Annotated in this window: 15 protein-coding genes; 13 read left to right on the top strand and 2 right to left on the bottom strand. The window is 40.2% G+C overall.

Going from position 1 to position 20,302, the window contains the following annotated elements; genetic code table 11:
• Positions 1-32 precede the first annotated feature (32 nt).
• Entirely contained in the window at positions 33-572 is a 540-nt protein-coding gene (locus FJU10_RS16385; RefSeq protein ID WP_140966401.1) for a DUF1697 domain-containing protein, read from the top strand.
• A 285-nt stretch (positions 573-857) separates the two neighbouring features.
• Here the strand turns inward: FJU10_RS16385 and FJU10_RS16380 are convergent, their stop codons facing one another.
• Positions 858-1,865 carry an AraC family transcriptional regulator gene (locus tag FJU10_RS16380; RefSeq protein ID WP_140966400.1) on the bottom strand — a complete coding sequence of 336 codons (1,008 nt, stop codon included), beginning with the start codon at positions 1,863-1,865 and terminating at the stop codon, positions 858-860.
• A 392-nt stretch (positions 1,866-2,257) separates the two neighbouring features.
• On the opposite strand from FJU10_RS16380, the gene FJU10_RS16375 reads away from it, so the two are divergent.
• The 7 genes from FJU10_RS16375 to araA all read left to right on the top strand — a co-directional run bounded on the left by FJU10_RS16375 (position 2,258) and on the right by araA (position 9,932).
• On the top strand, positions 2,258-3,085 hold the full coding sequence (locus tag FJU10_RS16375; RefSeq protein ID WP_140966399.1) for an alpha/beta hydrolase: 828 nt from the start codon (positions 2,258-2,260) through the stop codon (positions 3,083-3,085).
• Positions 3,086-3,115: 30 nt separating this feature from the next.
• On the top strand, positions 3,116-4,528 hold the full coding sequence (locus FJU10_RS16370) for an MFS transporter (protein ID WP_140966398.1): 1,413 nt from the start codon (positions 3,116-3,118) through the stop codon (positions 4,526-4,528).
• A 109-nt stretch (positions 4,529-4,637) separates the two neighbouring features.
• A complete protein-coding gene (locus tag FJU10_RS16365) occupies positions 4,638-5,000 on the top strand; it encodes a hypothetical protein (protein ID WP_140966397.1) in 363 nt (120 codons plus the stop codon).
• 72 nt (positions 5,001-5,072) lie between these two features.
• Positions 5,073-6,551, top strand: coding sequence for an FGGY-family carbohydrate kinase (locus FJU10_RS16360; RefSeq protein WP_140966396.1), 1,479 nt, complete (start codon positions 5,073-5,075; stop codon positions 6,549-6,551).
• On the top strand, positions 6,542-7,411 hold the full coding sequence (locus tag FJU10_RS16355; protein ID WP_140966395.1) for a class II fructose-bisphosphate aldolase: 870 nt from the start codon (positions 6,542-6,544) through the stop codon (positions 7,409-7,411). The genes FJU10_RS16360 and FJU10_RS16355 overlap by 10 nt, the downstream gene beginning before the upstream one ends.
• Positions 7,412-7,414: 3 nt before the next feature.
• Entirely contained in the window at positions 7,415-8,458 is a 1,044-nt protein-coding gene (locus FJU10_RS16350; RefSeq protein WP_140966394.1) for a DUF4432 family protein, read from the top strand.
• Complete coding sequence (gene araA / locus FJU10_RS16345) at positions 8,451-9,932, top strand: L-arabinose isomerase (protein WP_140966393.1); 1,482 nt, start codon at positions 8,451-8,453, stop codon at positions 9,930-9,932. Before FJU10_RS16350 ends, araA begins: the two co-directional genes overlap by 8 nt.
• A 79-nt stretch (positions 9,933-10,011) precedes the next feature.
• On the opposite strand, the gene FJU10_RS16340 is transcribed toward araA, so the two are convergent.
• On the bottom strand, positions 10,012-10,995 hold the full coding sequence (locus tag FJU10_RS16340; protein WP_189372372.1) for an AraC family transcriptional regulator: 984 nt from the start codon (positions 10,993-10,995) through the stop codon (positions 10,012-10,014).
• A gap of 120 nt (positions 10,996-11,115) precedes the next feature.
• Here FJU10_RS16340 and FJU10_RS16335 point away from each other — a divergent pair, with 120 nt between their 5' ends.
• Genes FJU10_RS16335 through FJU10_RS16315 form a run of 5 tightly spaced genes read left to right on the top strand, consistent with a single transcriptional unit; the run spans position 11,116 to position 20,302 of the window.
• The gene (locus tag FJU10_RS16335; RefSeq protein WP_140966391.1) at positions 11,116-13,563 is read left to right on the top strand and encodes a glycoside hydrolase family 3 N-terminal domain-containing protein; all 2,448 of its coding nucleotides are present in this window, start codon (positions 11,116-11,118) and stop codon (positions 13,561-13,563) included.
• Positions 13,520-14,560, top strand: coding sequence for a family 43 glycosylhydrolase (locus FJU10_RS16330; protein ID WP_140966390.1), 1,041 nt, complete (start codon positions 13,520-13,522; stop codon positions 14,558-14,560). Before FJU10_RS16335 ends, FJU10_RS16330 begins: the two co-directional genes overlap by 44 nt.
• A gap of 9 nt (positions 14,561-14,569) precedes the next feature.
• Complete coding sequence (locus FJU10_RS16325) at positions 14,570-16,726, top strand: alpha-L-rhamnosidase (RefSeq protein WP_140966389.1); 2,157 nt, start codon at positions 14,570-14,572, stop codon at positions 16,724-16,726.
• Positions 16,727-16,739: 13 nt separating this feature from the next.
• Positions 16,740-18,851: a hypothetical protein gene (locus tag FJU10_RS16320; RefSeq protein ID WP_140966388.1), complete on the top strand. Its 2,112-nt coding sequence runs from the start codon at positions 16,740-16,742 to the stop codon at positions 18,849-18,851.
• Positions 18,852-18,904: 53 nt separating this feature from the next.
• Complete coding sequence (locus tag FJU10_RS16315; RefSeq protein ID WP_140966387.1) at positions 18,905-20,302, top strand: MFS transporter; 1,398 nt, start codon at positions 18,905-18,907, stop codon at positions 20,300-20,302.

The following is a 20,302-nucleotide window of genomic DNA, read 5'->3' as shown; positions in this document are numbered from 1 at the left end:
ATTCTATTTATTGGTTACAAGGAAGTGCAGATGTGAAAAGGTATGTGGCGTTATTAAGAGGGATTAATGTCGGTGGGAAAAATAAACTCTCTATGCCAGAATTAAAAGAAATACTAAGTGTTAATGGTTTTTCAGAAGTCATGACGTATCTAAATAGTGGCAATGTGATTTTTTCGAGTGCAACGGACGATACGCTACAATTGTCGCAACAAATGAGTGCGTTGATTCAAGAACATTGGCAATTAAATGTCCCGGTTTGCACGCTTGCACAAGTGGAGTTACAAGCCGTCTTAGCAAATGCTCCGGAGTGGTGGGGAAATTCTTCGAAAGAAATGTATGATAACTTGATTGTGTTATTCCCGTCGCTGACTTATGACGAGGTAATCGCAGATTTGGGTGCACCGCATGCGGCGTATGAACAAGTGGCACATTTTGAAAATACCATTTTTTGGTCCTTTGTTCGTGAAGCCTATCAAAAAACCAATTGGTGGTCGAAAACGGCTCGTTCAAAAGTCAGTAAAAAAATTACGATTCGGACGGCCAATACCATTCGGAAAATTGCCGTGATGTAAGCATGGACGAAACCGAAAGTGAAGACGAGCTGAAGTGAAAGAGAGCTGAACTAATTATAGCTAAAGACTTGTACCGATTGGATAGACCAACATCAATTGGTGTGCTTGGCTAGTTGGCGCTCTCAAAGAAGGCGGTGTGTGTGACTTATTTACGTTTTTTTTGATGGAAAAAAAGACAGCCTACAAAGTCATATTTGTGTTGCTGACAGAATGACTTTGCAGGCAGTTGCTAGATGCTTGGAATTAAAGAGTCGTTTTTTTTGTGTGCTAGGTGTAGAGAAGCGCCTATTTGTCTAAAAAGTTTTGTTCAGAGGCTGCTTGATGAGTTGATTTTCGAAATTCAAATGGAGTCATCCCAAATTTTTTCTTAAAAGCTTCGTAGAAATATCCTCGGTTGTTCAAATTGATGTCTTCTAAAATGTCCTGAATGGATAATTGCGTATAGGTAAGCAAAAAAGCAGCCCGTTCTAAGCGTTTTTCAGTGACAATTTCAGAGAAGGTCTGACTACATATTTTTTTGATTAGTTTTGAAAGATAATTTTTATGGTAGCCATATTTTTGCGCCAAACCGGCTAGCGTAATGGAGCGGAAATTTTTATTGAGGTCTAAAAATAGATTAAACAGATTATTTTTCCCAAGCGCAAGCGGTTCGCGAATGTCTGCTTCGGTATTGGATAATAGTTCCATCATCAGAATATCAAAGTAACTGTAGATAATTGATTTTGAGAAATGTACGCCGGTAAAATATTTATTAATGATGCTGTCGAAAATAGTTAAAACATCTGGATTAGATCGCCCATTAAAAATAATATATTGGTTGCTGCCTTTTTCAGGGTCGTGAATCAGGAAATTAAGAATATAAGCATGTGCGGGTTCGAGTTCTTCCAACCAATATAAATCAAGACTTTTAAATGAAAAGGCTAAGTTGATTAACAAATCATTTTCCTCCAGCCTTTTTAATGAATGGGTACAACCTTGATTCATCAATAAAATATCGCCTTCTTGCAAATACACATCCTCACCATTGACTTTTTGTGTAGAGCTTCCTCTGAGAACATAATTAATTTCGATAAAGTTATGGCGATGTTCAGGAAAATCGGCAAAGCGATTATGTTTAGAAAGATACAATTTAAAATCTAAAAAATAGGAATCATCAAAAAAAGTGAATAAGTTATTGGCTTCTTCTTGATACGAAGCTAAAGGGAATTCAATAATCGTTTTCCCTGTTTTTTTTTGTTTGGATTCCACGCTGTTGTAGGCTTCCAAGTATTTTAATGCAATCTCGTTTAACATGTAAAACTACCTCCTAAGAACTTAAGGTCACAATACCGTACATAAAGCAATAATACACGTAATTGAAGTTAAAGCAAATAAAGATAAAATAATCAATGAAAAGAAAACGCTATCAATCGAATCGAAATATGGATTCAAACGATTTGAAAATGAGTGTTATCAAGGGTTGTAACTGAATTTGCAACACAGTGCTAATTGCTCATTTTCATGATTAAAAGAGGATAGTGAGTGAAGGAAAGGAGAAGAAATTTTGGAGGATGCATGCATTTAGAGAGGGTTGATAAAGCGTAAAAAGCAGAGATATCTGAAAAAAGTAATTGGAAAAATTATTTAGGTATATTTCCTAAAGAGTCGGTTTAACACGTTGCTTAACAAGAAAGAGGCGAAGAGTAATGGCAATTTTAACGTGTAATTTTTTATCACCAAGCCTAATGAGAACGGTTCCATTGACAGCTATATTACCAACCGATACCTTTTCACCATTTGAACCAACCAATCAAGAAGCAGGCAATTTTAAAACACTTTATCTATTGCACGGTTTTTTAGGAAATCATACCGATTGGGTAAACCATACGAGATTACTTGACTATGCTTCTCAAAAAAAATTATGTGTAGTGATGCCTTCAGGTGAGAATCATTTTTATATTAATCATCCGACTTCTGGGGAAAAATATAGTTCATATCTTGTTGACGATTTAATTGATTTTGTACAGAAAAGTTTTCCTGTTTCTAATAAAAGGGAAGATACTTTTATCGGTGGGTTATCCATGGGAGGGTACGGCGCTATTGTGAATGGATTGAAACACTCGGATAAATTTAGTCATATCTGCGCGCTTTCTTCCGCATTAGTGTTTGATACGATTCTACAAGCCACGGATGAGACGCAAGGGCCGTTTAGTCGTACGTACTATCAAACAACTTTTGGTGATTTAGATATGTTGGCTGGCAGTGAAAATGATTATGATTTTTTAGTCGAAAATTATCCAACAGAGAAAGAAAAACCGCGTGTGTACCTTGCTTGTGGAGAAGAAGATGATTTATTGCAGGCCAATGAAGTTTTTCGAAATAAATTGTCGCAGTTTGATTTTGATGTGACATGGTCTAAGACTGCAGGTGGGCATAATTGGCAGTTTTGGGATCAACAAATTGAAGCCGTACTTCGGTGGTTACCTCTTGAAGGGACTGAGGCGTCGATTTCAAGTGGGAATGTTTCTTTATAACGAATAAATTTGATATGGAGATGAGAACAAATGGAAAAAAGCAAGAGCAAAGAACAAACAAAAATCGGACCAATGAAGTTTTTCTCATGGGTTATTCAAGGTACTTCCTTAGCAGTGCAATTTGTCGTTTTGGGTTACTTAATGATGTATTGTACATCTGCTTTAGGTTTAAATGCCGGCGTTGTCGGAACGGTCTTATTAGTAACAAAAATTATGGATGGTGTAGTGGATTTATTTTTCGGAATGATTATCGACCGGACCAATACGAAATGGGGACGTGGTCGTCCGTATGACTTATTCATTATTTTGTTGTGGGGAAGTACATGGGCGCTATTTTCTGTACCATTAGGACTTTCTAACACTTTGAAATATCTTTGGATTTTTGTTTTCTATACGTTAGCCATGAGTGTGGCTCGCTCATTGATGCAAGCGGCAGGGTTACCTTATCAAGTTCGCGCGTTTAATAATGAACAAATTTACAATAAAATCAATGGTTACGGTGGTATTCTTTCAATCGGTGTCGTGATGTTATTCAATATGAAATTGCCAGGACTTCTTTTTCCAATCTTGTCAGACGCGAGCGCTTGGTCAAGAATTACATTGATGATTGCCATTCCAATGACAATTTTAGGCTTGTTACGCTTTTTCACTGTGAAAGAAGTCTATGACGATATTGATTCACACACAGATGTCGTAAAATTCAAAGACATCTTAGCACTCTTTAAAATGAATAAAAATATTTTACCGTTGTTTTTATTCCAATTGACTTTGAATATCACAACTGGTTTGTCGCTTAATACGTATTATTATCAGTATGTGACTGGTGATTTATCGGTAATGGGAACCCTTGCGATATTTGGGATGGTGCCGATGGTTGCAATGATTTTCTTCCCAACAATTCTAAAGAAAGTTTCTGTCAAACATTTGATTCAATTGACTTCACTTTCGTCGATTATTACTAGTTTTTGCTTGTATTTCTTTCCAAAAAATTTCGTGGCGTTAGCTATTGCCGGCATTTTCTGGGGATTCTCTAGTTTAGCAGGTTCTTATATGTTTACCAATATGTTGATTGATGCTGCTAATTACAATGAATGGAAAGGGATGCCACGTATGGAAGGGGTCATTGCTGGTGTTAACTCCTTTTTCAACAATACTGGTTCAGCGATTGGTACCTTTGCAGGCGGTATTATTTTAACGATAGCTGGTTTGCAATCGGGGATTGAAGTACAAACACCAGAAACCATCGCCCATATTAAAGTGGCTTTTGCTTTAGTCCCTACGATTGGGATGTTACTTGCATCCGCTTTGCTGTTCTTCTATAAAATTGATGATGTGAAACCGCAAATGATGTCTGATTTAGAGAAAAAACGTGAAGCGAGTCAAGCAAATGCTGCACCAGATGCAGTCGGTGCGGTTGCAATGAACATTGAAGAAAGCGAGTAAAATGAATAAAACGCAATAAATAGCTTTTGACTACCTGTCTGTCTAAAAATTGCCCCCAAGGATTGAACTTTTAGACAGACTTTATCAAAAATAGCGGAGGATCATGTAGATGAAAAATGAAAAATTAACGAATATTTATTATAGCGATAACTTGAATGAATTGGCAGTCAAGAGTTTTTTGAGTTTCTTGCAAGGTTCTGAAAAATCCTATGACCAAAATAAAATTATTGACTGGATGAATCAGCATGAAACGTTATTTGAAAATAAAAAAGTTTGGTTATTGACAGGGATTAAGAAAGACCAGACGTTTGAAGAATTTCAAGCGTGGTTATTGGAAAATAAATATGATTTAGTAGTTGATGCGCGGGGCTTGGCTCAGAATTTCTTTAGCGATAAAAAATTTCATCACAATTACTTGAGAGCGCAGTTGGCTTTAAAAGGGATTGCTGTGTTTGACTTGTACAAAGATTAAATAGCTGAATAAAAAAGTGAATAATCCATCTTTGCAAGTGGTGAAAAATAAAGTTGAAAAGGAGAACGATTCATGACATTACTAGGAATTGATTTAGGGACAACCGGAGTGAAAGCAACGTTAGCGCAAGCAGACGGTTCGTTTATCACAGCTGCTTATCGCCCGTATGTGGCTATTTCTGAAGAAGTGCAGGAATTGGATCCTTTAAAAATCTGGAATCAAACCAAAAGTGTCTTACAAGAAGTGGCTCAAGTAAGTCCAGAACCGATTATAGGGCTGAGTATTTCTTCATTTGGCGAGTCGTTTGTGTTATTGGATGAAGCGGACAAGCCTCTGATGAATACATTGCTTTATGCGGATGAGCGTGGAAGTACGGAAGCCAAAGAGTTAGAACAAAAATTCGGCAAATCGCGCTTGCAACAAGTGACTGGTTTATCCGTGAATAAAAGTTATTCCTTATCTAAATTACTTTGGATTAAAAAAGAGTGGCCGACACTTTTTGCAAAAATTGCTTCCTTTATGCCCATCAGTACGTTTATTTATTATCAGTTAAGTGGTGTTAAGGCGGTCGATTATTCGTTAGCGGCTCGTACGTATTTACTGAATTACCGAGAAAAAATTTGGGATACCGATTTAGTAACGTATGTCGGTCTGTCTGAAGCCGTTTTTCCCAAGCTGGTTGAGATTGGGAAAATTTTTGGTCAAATTTCGGACGAACGAGCGCATGAATTAGGTCTGAATCCGGGCATTCAATTAGTAATGGGCGGGCATGACCAAGTTTGTTGTGCAATTGGGTCAGGCGTTTGCAAAGAAGGACAAGCGCTGGATGGGATGGGGACGGTTGATTGTATTACACCGTTGTTTCAGTTGGATACAGTTGATAGTCAGCAAATGTTGGCTAAAGGCTATGCTTGTGTGCCATACCAACAAAATCTATATACGACGTACGCTTATATTTATGATGGTGGGGCGCTAACGAAGTGGTTTCGGAAACATTATGAATGGTATGAGGATTTTAATCAGCTGGAAGCGCACTTTTCCAAAGAACCGTCTACTGTCTATGTGTTGCCGCATTTTAGTGGGGCGGCGACACCGTATCAAGATGATGCTGCTTGTGGGTTAATTTATGGATTGACGACGCAGACCACTCGTCATACCATCTATCAGGCGATTTTGGAAGGCATTGCCTTTGAAATGAACATCAATCTCGAACAGCTTGAACAAGCGGGCATCATGATTGATGAAATCATTGCATCAGGTGGGGGCTCTCAATCAGATAAATGGCTACAAATCAAGGCTAATATTTATAATAAACCAGTTTCGCAATTGGTAGTGAAAGAATCTGGAACCATGGGAGTGATTCTTTTAGCTGGTGTAGCAACTGGTGTGATGCCAAGTTTGGAAGAGGCAATGACCAAAAATTGTCACCGTCAACAAACGTTTTATCCGCAAAAAGCACAAGTACATGCTTATCAAGAAAGTTTCAAAATTTACAAGCGTTTGTATCACGCACAAATGGTAATTAGAAAGGGTGCAGGAATGTGGGATTAGTCAATACTAAAGAAATGTTAAGCAAAGCAAAAAAAGAAGGTTATGGTGTCGGTGCTTTTAACGTCACGACATTAGAAATGATTCGGGGCGTCATCCAAGCAGCGGAAGCAGAAAAATCGCCTGTCATTCTTCAATTTGCAGAAGGACATGAAGCGTATGTACCGTTGAATTGTATTGGAGAGATTATGGTTCGTGAGGCAAAGCAAGCCTGTGTGCCTGTTGCGGTGCATTTTGACCATGGTGAAACTTTTGAAAAAATTGTTGAAGCGATGCACCTTGGTTTCTCGTCCGTCATGATGGATGCCTCAAGGGATTCGTTTGAAGAAAATATCCGTAAAACACAAGAAATCGTTCGTATTGCGAATGTTTTAAACGTAAGTGTGGAAGCTGAATTGGGCAGAATGAACCGGGAGAGTGGCATCGTGAATGACCATTCGGTGCAGTATGAAGACATTAGTGAAACATTTACGATGCCAGCGTATGCGAAAGAATTTGAACAAAAAACCGGCATTGATATGTTAGCGGTGGCATTTGGAACGGTTCATGGCGTATACACGCAAACCCCTAAGTTGGATTTTGAACGATTACACGAACTTTCAAAAATAACGACGGTACCCCTAGTGATGCACGGTGGTTCAGGTTTGACTAAAGAAGAATATCAAAAAGTGGTGTCTCTCGGTATTTCTAAAATTAATTACTATAGTACGATGGCTTATGACACGGCGATGGCGATGAAAGAAAAATTGAATCAAGAAACCAATAAAGTGTTTATTAGTGACGTTGCACAATGGTCGCAAACTTACATTCAGCAAGAAGTCGCCGCTTGTATGCAGTTGTTTGGCTCATCAGGAAAGGCGTAACAAATGGACATTTTTGGCAGAAAAATGACGAAAGCGACTTTGGAAAATTATACCGGTAAAATGACGCAAGTGGCAGGTGTCCAAACGTTTCAGATGCAAACAGGAAAAGAACGAGGCGTCACTGTCTTACAAGTTAAAACAGGTGGTGGTCTGTGTTTTTGGATTACGCAGGATAAAGGTATGGATATTGCGCATGCTGAATTATATGGGGCGGCGCTTTCGTGGGACAGTCCGAATGGGATGGTACATCCGAGTTATTATGATGCTAACGGTAAAAATTGGTTAAAAACGGCTTCAGGCGGTTTATTAATGACTTGTGGCTTAACGCAAGTTGGCCAACCTGGCGAAGATGAAAGGGGGGTGTATGGGTTGCATGGCGCAGTGCACCATACACCTGCTGAACAAGTTTCAATCAGTGAAGAGTGGCAAGGCGATGAATGTAAATGGCTGATTCGCGGCATTGTACAAGAAACAAGCATGTTAGGACATCGGTTGCGGATGACACGTACCATCACAGTCACCTTGGGTTCGAATGCGATTCAGATTTGTGACGAAATTGAAAATGCTGGCGCTGAAAAAGTCCCGCTATTATTGTTGTATCATTTTAATTTTGGTTTTCCATTATTGAACGAAGCAACCGAAATTTATTTACCGTCAGTCCAAACGCATTTGGCGACGGCAGGGGATATGAAAGAAAAAAACGTGCATGGCTTTCAACAACCCACGTCCGGTTTTCAAGAAGAAGTCTTTTACCATCAAGTGTTAGAAAAAGAGTGGGCGGAAGTGCGCTTAAAAACGCCCCATTTTTATGTAGGACCGCATGCGCATACCTTGTGGACAAAACTGGCATGGAACACAGAACAGTTGCCACGATTGGTGCAATGGAAGATGGCCGGTCAAGGTGACTATGTCTTAGGAATTGAGCCTGCTAATGTCTGGACGCAAGGGAGAAGTCAAGAAAAATCATTAAAAATATTGGCACCAAAAGAAAAAATGACCACGGAATTGACCGTGCGATTTGAGATAGAGGGAGAAAAGAATGATTAAAGAAAAAAAATATGAATTGTGGTTCGTGACCGGTTGTCAATCTTTATACGGGGAAGAAGTGGTTCAGCAAGTTGTAGCGGATTCAGTGCGCGTTGTTGATTTTTATAATGGGCTAGAAACGTTACCTTATCCGGTGAAATTCAAAGCAGTTGTCAAAACTGAACAGGAAATCTTGGATGCTTTTGTTGCAGCAAATGCGGATCCCGCTTGTGGTGGTGTCATTACGTGGATGCATACTTTTTCACCTGGAAAAATGTGGATTAAAGGGTTACAAGCGTTGAAAAAACCGTTATTGCATTTGAATACACAGATGGATCAAACCATTCCATGGGAAAGTTTTGACATGGATTACATGAATTTGAATCAATCCGCGCATGGCGACCGAGAGTTTGGTTTTATTGCCAGTCGTTTGCGGAAAGTTCGTAAAGTGATTTCGGGTTATTATCAGGCGGAGTCAGTGATTGAAAAAGTAGCCGAGTGGATGAATGTAGCGGTTGCGATTACGGAAGTATCTTCTTTAAAAATTGCTCGTTTTGGCGACAATATGCGAGAAGTAGCGGTCACTGAAGGAGATAAAGTAGAAGCGCAGATTAAATTGGGCTGGACGATTGATACGTATGCAGCTGGTGATTTAGCGGCGTTGGTTGCTGTTGTAGCAGAAGAAAAAGTCGATCAGTTGATGGCAGAATATTTGACGAACTACGATTTTGACGAACAACAATTTGATATAAATGCAGTACGTTACCAAGCCAAACTTGAAATTGCTATCGAGGAATTTTTGGATGAAAATGGATACACAGCGTTCGTTACTTGTTTCCAAGATTTACATGGCTTGGAGCAATTACCAGGTTTAGCCGCGCAAAATTTGATGGCGAAAGGCTACGGATTTGGCGGAGAAGGCGATTGGAAAACGGCCGGTATGGTGCGATTGATGAAAGTAATGACGCATAATCAAGGTACTTCGTTTATGGAAGACTACATTTACAATTTTGGAACAAGTCAACAGACCGTCTTAGGCGCGCATATGTTGGAGCTTTGTCCAACCTTAAGTGAAGAGAAACCTAAAATTGAAGTGCATCCGCTATTTGTAGGGAATCGTAAAGACCCGGCTCGTTTAATTTTTAAAGGAAAAGCCGGATCAGCTGTGGTAGCGTCACTTGTTGATATGGGCAATCGCTTTCGATTAGTGATTAATCAAGTGACTGCAGTCAAAAATCCCAATGATTTACCACATTTACCCGTAGCAAGTATTTTATGGGAAAATCAGCCGTCAACGACTTTAGGAGCGGAAGCCTGGATTTTAGCGGGCGCAGGTCATCATTTTGGTTTTTCCTATCATGCGACAGCAGAACAATTGGAATTATGGGCGAAAACATTAGGCATTGAAACGATTCTGATTGATGCGAACACGACTATTCACACTTTGGAGAATGAATTACGTTGGAATGAACTCGCTTACAATGCATATAAATAAATTTAGAGAGTGACATAAAAAATGAAAATGTGTAGGGATGCTTGATAAATAGACGCATTCATGCACATTTTCAGTAATTTTATGAAGATGTTTGCTTTTTTTTGCGGTATTGAATCGGCGTCTGTTGATAGTGTTCTTTAAAAATTTTATAAAAGAAACCTTTATTTTTCAAATGTAGGTCATCCAAAATATCTTCAATTCTTAAATCTGTATTTTCAAGTAAAAAAGCTGCTCGCTGAACTCGTTTTTCATTGATAATCTCTGACAAAGTTTTCCCTGTAAAACGCTTAATCATGCCAGAAAGATAGTTGTTATTGTAGTGAAATTGCCGTGCTAACTGATCCAAACTAATCTCATTAAAATGCTTATCAATTTGGAAAAATAGTTCAAATAATTGAGTGTTTTTCATATTCGTGTTCCCGCGGACATCAAATTTGGTATTGCTTAATAGTTCAATTAAAAGAATCGTCAAATAGTAGTGAACCAGATAAGTGGAGAAATGTTCGGTTGTAAAATACTTATTAAGTAAACTATCAAAAACGGTGAGTACATCCGTATTGGATTGACCAAAGAAAATGACATATTGCGACGTTTGATGCTCACCCGGATGTAACAAAAAAGTGAATAAAAACTTTTGAGAGCTTTCTAATTTCTCAAACCAAGTCGTATCAATTTTTCCTAAGTCAAAAATTAGATTGATTAGAATATCCTCTTCACCTAAAGGGGCGATGGAATGGTGGCAACCAGAATTAATTAAAAGAATATCCCCTTGGTTCAAAAGAACACGTTCATTGTTGACAATTTGTTCTGAGTGACCTTTGAGCATGTAGCTTAGTTCTACAAAGTCATGTGTATGCAAAGGAAAAGGGGCAAATCGGTTGTGTTTGGAAATGTTCACGCTGGATTTTTTTAGAAAAAAATCTTTTAAGAAAAATAATTCACCTTGAGCCGTGCGCGTATAAGCTTGTTGGGGAAATTCCAATTCGAAATGCCCCGTTTGTTTTTGCAAATGTTCAATTTTATTGAGTGTGATTAAATAATCCGAAGTAATTTGATTTAACATGACGGGCTCCTTTTTTGGGAAAAAACAATCTGAGAATCGCGTACTACTATTCATGATATGTGAAATTGGAATCGCTGTCAATAGGTAGTAAACTAAAGAAAAGAAAGGAGCTAGGAAGTGATGACATGGCAAGATACGCAACTTTCAAGCAAAGAACGTGCAGAGAAATTATTAGAAGAACTTAGTATTGAAGAAAAAATGGCACAAATAGTGGGTTTTCTACCACAAGATTTTTCAGATATGGATGCCCTGAGAAAAAATTGTCCAAAAGGTATTGGCGAAATTTCGCTTTTGGAAATGAGACGCTTAACCAATTTGAAGGAAACTGCGCGTTATCAAAAAAAAATGCAGGAAGAGATTATGAAACTTTCGCCACACCAGATTCCGGCAATTTTTCATATGGAAGGGTTATCGGGCGCCTATCTTCCACAAGCAATGAGTTTTGCAACCGGGATTGCGCGCGGTGCCACGTTTAATCCAACACTTGAATATCAAGTCGGACTGATAACGGCGCAAGAAGAACGAGCCGTGGGCATTACGCATACATTTGCCCCAGTCTTAGATATTAATTTAGACCCACGTTTCGGGCGCCAAGGTGAAGCGTATGGTGAGGATGCCAATTTAGTGGCACAAATGGGCGTTGCTTATACGCAAGGCTTGCAATCAGAAGTTAGTAATGGCAAGCGAACCGAAGCAGTTGCTAAACACTTTTTAGCATCTCATGCTTCCGAAGGTGGGATTCATGGCACGCAGGCGACCGTTTCCAATCGAACATTGCGTGAGAAATATGGAAAGCCTTTCCAAGCAGCGATGGTCTTAGCTGATTTAAAAGGTGTGATGCCGTGCTATTCGGCGATTGATAATGAACCGCCAAGTGTTTCCAAAGCCTTATTAACAGATTTGCTGAAACAAGAGATGGGCTTTGAAGGACTCGTGGTATCGGATTATTCAGCGATTAGTAACGTACACACCGCTCAGAAAAATTTTGAAAGTCTGACGGAAACAGGTTACGCGTCACTTTCAGCGGGAATGGCGATTGAATTGCCCAATGCCACGACTTTTAATGAAGAACTGGGGCAATGGTTTGAACAAGGACGTGTCCCAATCGCCGTACTTGATCAAGCGGTACTACAGGTTTTAGAAGCCAAGTTCCGCATGGGGTTATTCGAAGCGCCATTTGCCTTACCAGAAGAGGAACTTTCGTTACACTTTGGTCAATCGGCTAAACGAGAAACTGCCAAAGCGATTGCGAGTCAATCATTCGTGTTACTAAAAAACAATGGCTTGTTACCACTCAAACCTGTCACTAAAATTGCTGTGATTGGTTGCCATGCGGACACTGCACGTACTTTTTATGGGGGGTATTCCCATTTTTCAATGGCAGAAGGTGTACTGGCAGCGAAAAAAACCATGGCCGGTGTGGCTGGAATTGAAGCAACAGCAGACTATGAAAAAATTCCGGGCACGCCGATTCAAGTCGATAGTCCTGAGTTTGAAGCGTTGTTTCAGCAGTTAAAACCAGACGAACGTAGCTTAATTGCTGAATTAAAATTCAGAATGCCGGATTCAGAAATTTTAACGGCTTATGGTTATGACATTGCGGGGACCGATACGAGTCATTTTGCAGAAGCTCTAGCGGTTGCACAACAAGCGGATGTAGTGATTGTAACTTTAGGTGGTAAATATGGGACGTCCATGATTGCTAGTACGGGTGAGGGGATTGATAGTACCTCAATTAATTTGCCGTGGGTGCAAGAACAGTTTCTTGAAGCGTTGGCGAAAATAAATGTGAAAACCATTGGGATTCATTTTGATGGCCGACCAATTTCAAGTGATAGGGCTGACCAGACACTTGATGCGCTAATCGAAGCGTGGAATCCCGGAGATCAAGCCGCCGCCGCACTTGTCGATACATTAATTGGTGTGAACAATCCGAGCGGGCGTTTGCCGGTGTCGGTGGTTTATGTAGCGGGGCAAGTTCCGGTGTATCACGATCATTTGAATGGCGCCCAGTGGCATCAAGCTGAATCGGTTGGTTTTACCGAATATTTAGAAACATCACACCACCCTCGTTATCCTTTTGGCTATGGTTTATCGTATAGTCAGTTTGCTTATGCGGACTTTAAATTAAATAAGCAGCAATTTTTACCGCATGAAGCAGTGGAGATAACCGTGACAGTGACCAATACTAGCGAAAGGGCAGGCTGTGAATTGGTGCAATTGTATGTGTCGGATGAAGCCGCTTCAATGACGCGACCACATCATGAATTGGCAGGATTTTTAAAAGTTTCTTTGCAACCGCAGGAGGCTAAAACAGTGGTCTTTACGTTTTATCCGAGCCAAGTTGCTTTTATCAATCGTGACAATCAATGGCTCATTGAAAAAGGAATGTTTCGCGTGATGTTGGGGACGACGGCTGAAAATATAGTGCTAACTGAACGCATTGAAGTGTTAGAAAGTGCCGTCATTGATGGGAAAACCAGAGCTTTTTACGCCGAGGCACATGTAATGGAGGAAAAGAAAGATGCAAACGAGCATTCGACCGGGTCAGGTGTGGCTGGATACTAAGGGAGAAAGAATTCAAGCACACGGTGGCTCAGTATTTTATGAAGAAGGAACTTATTATTGGTACGGAGAAAATAAAGAAAAGACCGATGGAAAAAACGGTATCTGGCATTGGGGTGTTCGCTGTTATGCATCGAAAGATTTGTATAACTGGGAGGACTTGGGTTTAATCATTCCACCAGATACCAAAAATCCAGAGTCTCCGTTACATCCAAGTAGTATGATGGATCGCCCACATATTATTTATCATCAAGCCAATCAGCAGTATGTCTGTTGGTTAAAAATTATGTTGCCAAATGGACAACAGGCATCGACTGTTTTGGTGGCTGATCGTTTTTTAGGGCCGTATCGAATGGTTAAAAGTGGTTTGCGTCCATTAAATATGTCCGCAGGAGACTTTGATTTAGTGGTTGCTCCTGATGGGAAAGCGTATTACTATTTTGAACGCGTTCACAGTGAAACCATTTGTGCGGATTTGACGGATGACTATTTAGATGTGACGGGATATTACAGTACACATTTTGCAAGGAAATCGCCGCCGTTTGTCCGTGAAGCAACGGCACATTTCACGAGAAAAAATAAACAATATTTATTGACATCCGGGACGACTGGTTATTTACCTAATCCGTCTGAAATTGCTGTGGCTGACAGTTGGCATGGTCCGTTTACTATTTTAGGAAATCCACATCCGACTGATGCGACGAATACCTCGTTTCACTCGCAGATTTCGTCGGTTTTTAAAGTACAAGGGAAAAAAAAGTTATACATTGCTTGTGCAGACCGCTGGGTACCTGACCAACAAGAGTTGTCTTATCCAGCATACGCCAAATTTTTTGAAGCGTTATTTGATGATAACTTGCCTGTCCCAGAAAATACGTTTGGGAATGATTTGAAACGCAACACATCAATCGCTGATTATGTTTGGTTACCATTGCGGTTTACGGAAGAAGGACCAGTGATTGACTGGTTTGATGAATGGAAAATAGAAGATTTTGACTAGGAGGACATCATGTTAGAAAAAGCGAAATGGATTAGTTTAAGTGAAAAACCGACAGCAACGTGTCAGGTGTTTAGAAAAACGTGGCAGCAAACAGAGTTTTCACAAGCAGAGTTATGGATTACGGCAAGAGGCGTTTACGAAGCAACGCTTAATGGGAAACGGGTCGGTGATTTTGTACTCGCACCGGGATGGACAGAGTACGATGAACGGTTGCAAGTTCAGCGTTATGTGATTACAGATTTAGTAAAGGCTACGAATGAACTTCAAATCGAATTAGGAAAAGGCTGGTACAGTTCACCAATGCCGGGTTGGATTGCAGATGATAATGAAGATAAGCGTGGTCGCATGGAGCGTCCCACGGCTTTACTCGCAGAAATTCATCTGACCGATGCTACAGGCAAGAAAACAATTCTTGTTACCGATGAACAGTGGGAAGTCGCAGAAAGTGCCATTCGTTTTAGTGAAATTTACGATGGTGAAACGTATGATGCTGGCTTTCTTGTAACGGATTGGCAGCGTCCTGTGATTTTGGATGAAACGCACGAAAACTTGATTGCACAAGAAGGAGAAATGATTCAAGAAAAAGAAAGAGTAGCTGTTAAACGTATTTTTCAAACGCCAAAAGGAGAAACTGTGGTTGATTTCGGGCAAGAAGTGACTGGTTACGTTGAAATTCAACTGACAGCCCAACGTGGAGCTGAAATCAAATTTACACATGGTGAAGTTTTGGATAAAGAGGGCAATTTTTATAATGCCAATTATCGTTCTGCCAAAGCGCAAGTACATTATATTTGTCAAGAAGGGTACAATCAGTATCATCCTAAGTTAACGTTCTTTGGTTTTCGCTATTTAAAAATTGAGGCGTTTCCTGAAACACCTCGTGCGGATCATTTTTCAGCCATTGCGATTTACTCTAATATCAAGCAAACGGGAAGTATTGAAACAGGTAATGTGCAATTGAATCAATTAATTTCCAATATCTTCTGGGGACAAAAAACGAACTTTGTTGACGTACCAACCGATTGTCCGCAACGAGATGAACGCTTAGGTTGGACAGGCGATGCGCAAGCGTTCGTTAAAGCCGCAAGTTATAACTATGATGTTGCACGTTTCTTCAAAAAATGGTTGGCTGATTTGCGTGTGGCGCAAAAAGAAAATGGCATGGTTCCAGATGTTGTCCCAGATTATCTAAATGATGGGCATTATAGCGCTGCTTGGGCGGATGCAGTGACGATTATTCCGTGGCAGTTGTATCAAACGTATGGAGATAAAAGCTTTTTAGTGGATAACTTTGAAGCGATGCAAAAATGGGTTGATTTTGTAACGGCAACGACGGAAACTGAAAATTTATGGACGGGTACGTTGTATTTTGGTGATTGGCTTGGCTTAGATGCGCCAGCAGGTTCATTGATGGGCTCTAGCCGTGTTGATTTTGTTGCGAGTGCCTTTTATGCCAACTCAACGCGTATTTTGGTAGAAACCGGTCGCCTAATTAACCGAGATGTTCGGCAATATGAAACATTATATGCAAAGATTGTGACAACGTTTAGAGAAACTTTTCCAACGTATGAAACGCAGACAGAGCATGTATTAGCGTTAGTCTTTGAGTTAGCGAGTGACCCGCAACAAACGGCAGCAGACCTTGCCAAAAAAATTGAGGCGGATGGCTTTAAAATGCAAACTGGATTTGTGGGAACACCGCATATTTTACATGCACTCAGTCGTTTCGGTTATACAGAACTAGCTTACAAACTCTTGTTACGAACTGCCTTTCCTTCATGGTTATATTCGGTAGAGATGGGTGCGACAACTGTCTGGGAGCATTGGGATGGTTTTAATGAGCATGGCGATTTCTGGTCAGAAGATATGAATTCGTTTAACCATTATGCGTATGGTTCAGTCATTGATTGGATGTATGAAGAAGCAGCCGGTATTCATATACAACAAGCTGGATTTAAGGAAATTGTGTTTGAACCAAAAGTAACGAAAGACTTACCGTGGCTAGCTGTTTGTATGGAAACACCGCATGGTCTTGTAAAAACCAAATGGAGCTGGCGTGAAGAACAACTGTGTTATGAAGTGACGACGCCAGTTGCAGCTTGTGTGCGATTAGATGGTGTGGAAACAAAAATTGCACCGGGGACTTATACATTCTGGGGGAAGTAAGGAGAGTTGGACGATGAAAGAAATTTATGATGCCAAAAAAGATCCAAGATGGCAACAACCGGTCTTTGATTGCGAGGAGTTCAGAGAAATCAAAGGACTAGATGGAAAACCATTGCGTTACAAATACTACCATGGAACATTTGTCACCGAAGACGAAGAAAATCGGTGCGTTAAATTTTCCTTTTGTTTCCCGCTGAAAGAACACTATCAAGGAAGATTTTTTCAACATTTGTCCCCTTTTCCTGGACCAGATGAAGAAAATGCTTATTTTGACCGTCCCGCTTTAGACAATCAGATTGTCTTTGCGTTGACTCATGGTGCTTATTTTGTAGCGACAAATATGGGTTCCAAAGATCCTTTCAAAGGTGGGAATTCTGATGCGACGTTATTGTATCAGTCGAGTGCTGCGGCAGCGGAATTATCAAGGGAGATTGCGCAAAAAGAATACGACATGGGACGTCCCTATGGTTATGTTTATGGTGGAAGTGGCGGCGCCTATAAAACAATGTCTTGCATTGAAAATACCAATGCTTGGGATGGTGGGTTACCTTATGTGATTGGCAGTCCCTACGCGTTACCATTGTGTTTGACGATTTCAAGTTTAGGTAAACGTGTTTTACGGCATCGTTTACCGCAAATTTTAGATGCGCTAGATGCGGGCGGTGTCGGCTTAGCAGCCATTCAATCAGAGTTGACTGAATTGGAAGCGAATACGTTGGAAGAAATGATTGGACTTGGTTTCCCACCGCGAACGTGGTTTATGATGCAAGAGGGATTGATGGATGACGGTGCAATTCCCGTAATCGCACCGATTGTAAAAGCATTTGACGCAACGTATTGGGATGATTTTTGGCAAAAACCAGGCTATGCGGGCTATGAAAAAGCAGAAAGTGCAACCAAAGATTTGGTTGCGTTCTCCAGCCGAATTAAAAAAGTGACCGTTGGTAAAGAAGTGCAGCGTGAAAATATTGGTAGCAATGGAACCAACGATGCTTTTTTAAAACAACTAAGTAAGGGTAGTACAAGTTTGATTGAGCTGGAAGATGTTTTGGAGAAAGAAGACTTATATATTTTAGGTTTAGAATTTAAAATTTTGTCGGGGAATGCTGCCGGTACGAGTTTAACGATTTCAGCGGTTCAAGATAATTATATTTTGTTAGGACCTACTTATGGAATTGATGATTTAGAAGCAGTCGTTTCGCAATTGCAGCCTGGAGATGCTATCGCGATTGAAAATGCCGATTATTTAGCTTTTCAACATTACTTTATGTATCAATCAGTCGCTAGCGCGTTTGCGCCGTATGCCTATCTGAATGAGCGGCATCCGAATTTACCAAAACGACCGGTTGAATCGGTAGGGCCGTGGATTGCTCAAGGTGGTTCAGGAAGTGTCCAAGACGGTCAGTTGCAATGTAAAGCGATTGTCGTAGAAAGTTTAATGGATGAATTTGCTAGTCCTTGGCAAGCAGATTGGTATCGACAATTGGTTAATCAACAGGCACAAAAACAAGGAATGGCATCGGATGAAATGATTCGAGTCTGGTACATGGATCGTGCGTTACACAATGATTCTGTTTATGATTTAGGACCGCAGACAGTTAATTATGACGGTGCAGTTAAACGGGGATTATTAGCGCTTAGTGATTGGGTAGAAAAAAAGATTGAACCTGCGCCAACGACGGCTTATCATTTACAAGGTGCGCAAGTTTTATTAGATGAAACAGCGGATGAATTAGGCGGTGTTCAACCGCGAATCGAATTAGTAGTGAATGGTTTAAAACATGTCCATGTGAAAGTGGGCGAAAAAGTTAATTTACAAGCAACCATTCGCGTACCTTCCGGTGGTGGACAAGTGGTTGCGAGTCGTTGGAACCAAACTGGTCAAGGACAAACGACGTACGGAGATCACATTCGTGAAGTGTGTTATGGGGAAGAACAATTGGCGGTGACTGCATTGGATTCTGAAACCTATCAAGTCGCCAACCAATTTATTTATGACCAACCAGGTACTTATTTTGCAGTGGTCAATGTCATCACCAATCCTCTGCCTGCTGGTAAACGAGATCGATTCTTAGACGTTCTAAATCTGGATCGGGTACGGATTACTGTTGATTCATGTGATTGATTTTTTGATAAGAGTTCGAAATACGAAAAATATGTCTAAAAGAGGGGATTAAAATGGCTAAAAAGAAAAAAGATCCAAATCAAGTTGGCATGTTTAAATTTGTATCTTGGGTACTAAATGGTACCTCATTGGCAGTGGAATTTGTCTTATTAGGTTATCTGATGTTGTACTCAACGAGTGTCTTGGGCTTACACGCTGGACTTTTAGGGACGGTCTTGTTGGTTTCTAAAATTTTGGATGGTGTCGTTGACTTATTCTTTGGAATTTTGATTGACCGCACCAATACACGCTGGGGGCGTGGTCGTCCGTATGATTTGTTTGTGATTGTTTTGTGGGTTGCGACTTGGCTACTCTTCTCGACACCAGTGGATGCGTCAGCGACCTTTAAATATGCTTGGATTTTTATTTTCTATACGTTATCTCAAACGGTGGCACGTTCATTGCTACAAGCAGCTGGTTTAGCGTATCAAGTTCGAGCGTTCAATAATGATTCGATTTATATTAAATTGAATTCATGGGGTGGAATTTTAACGACGTTGTTCATCATGGTCTTCAATATCATAGCTCCGATTATTTTAGCACGTTTAGGCTCAGATGCAGGTGCTTGGAGCCGTACGATGTTGTTTATTTCCATTCCAATGTGTGTGATGGGCATGCTACGTTTCTTTGCAGTCAAAGAAGTGTATGAAGTGGATGTGAAGACCGACGTTGTAAAATTTTCTGATTTCTTCCGATTGTTTAAACACAATAAATTTGTTGTTTCCTTGTTCCTGTTCTCTTTTCTAGTGAATTGTACAAGTGGCATTGGTCTAGGAACCTATTTCTTCCAATATGTAGTGGGTGACTTGGCAGTAGCCGGATATCTTGGTATATCAGGAATTATTCCAATTATCACGTTGGCGCTGTATCCGTTTATTTTGAAACGCTATACAATTAAACAATTAATTATCGCTACCAGTCTATTGGCACTGCCGGCAGCATTTATAACGTATTATCTTTACACGAGTCTGTTCGCATTAGCGATAGCTGGTATTTTAAATGGAATTTCAACAATGGCTTCTTCTTACATGTTATCTGTTCTATTAATTGATCAGTCTAACTATAATGAAAGTCAAGGATTGCCTCGAATGGAAGGTGTCATTGCAGGATTATCTAGTTTCTTCAACAACACAGGTGCTTCTGTGGGTGCTTTCTTAGGTGGCTTGGCATTAACTGTTGTTAATTTACAATCAGGTGTCGAAACGCAATCAGCTGAGACGATTGAAGGCATTCGACTCTTGCATTCCTTTTTACCGGCTGTCGGGATTCTCATTTCATTAATTGCGCTTCATTTTTACAAATACGATGCGATTAAGCCAAAAATTGATCAAGAATTGAAAGAAAAACGAAATCAACAAGAAAATAATGCGACAGTTGAATTAGCAACTGGCATTGAAGGAGAGGGATTTTAA

Source organism: Enterococcus sp. OL5 (genome assembly GCF_006491895.1).
Classification (GTDB): Bacteria; Bacillota; Bacilli; order Lactobacillales; family Enterococcaceae; genus Enterococcus_D; species Enterococcus_D innesii.
Note: the sequence above shows the minus strand (reverse complement) of the source record. Positions and strands in the feature narration are given on the sequence as shown.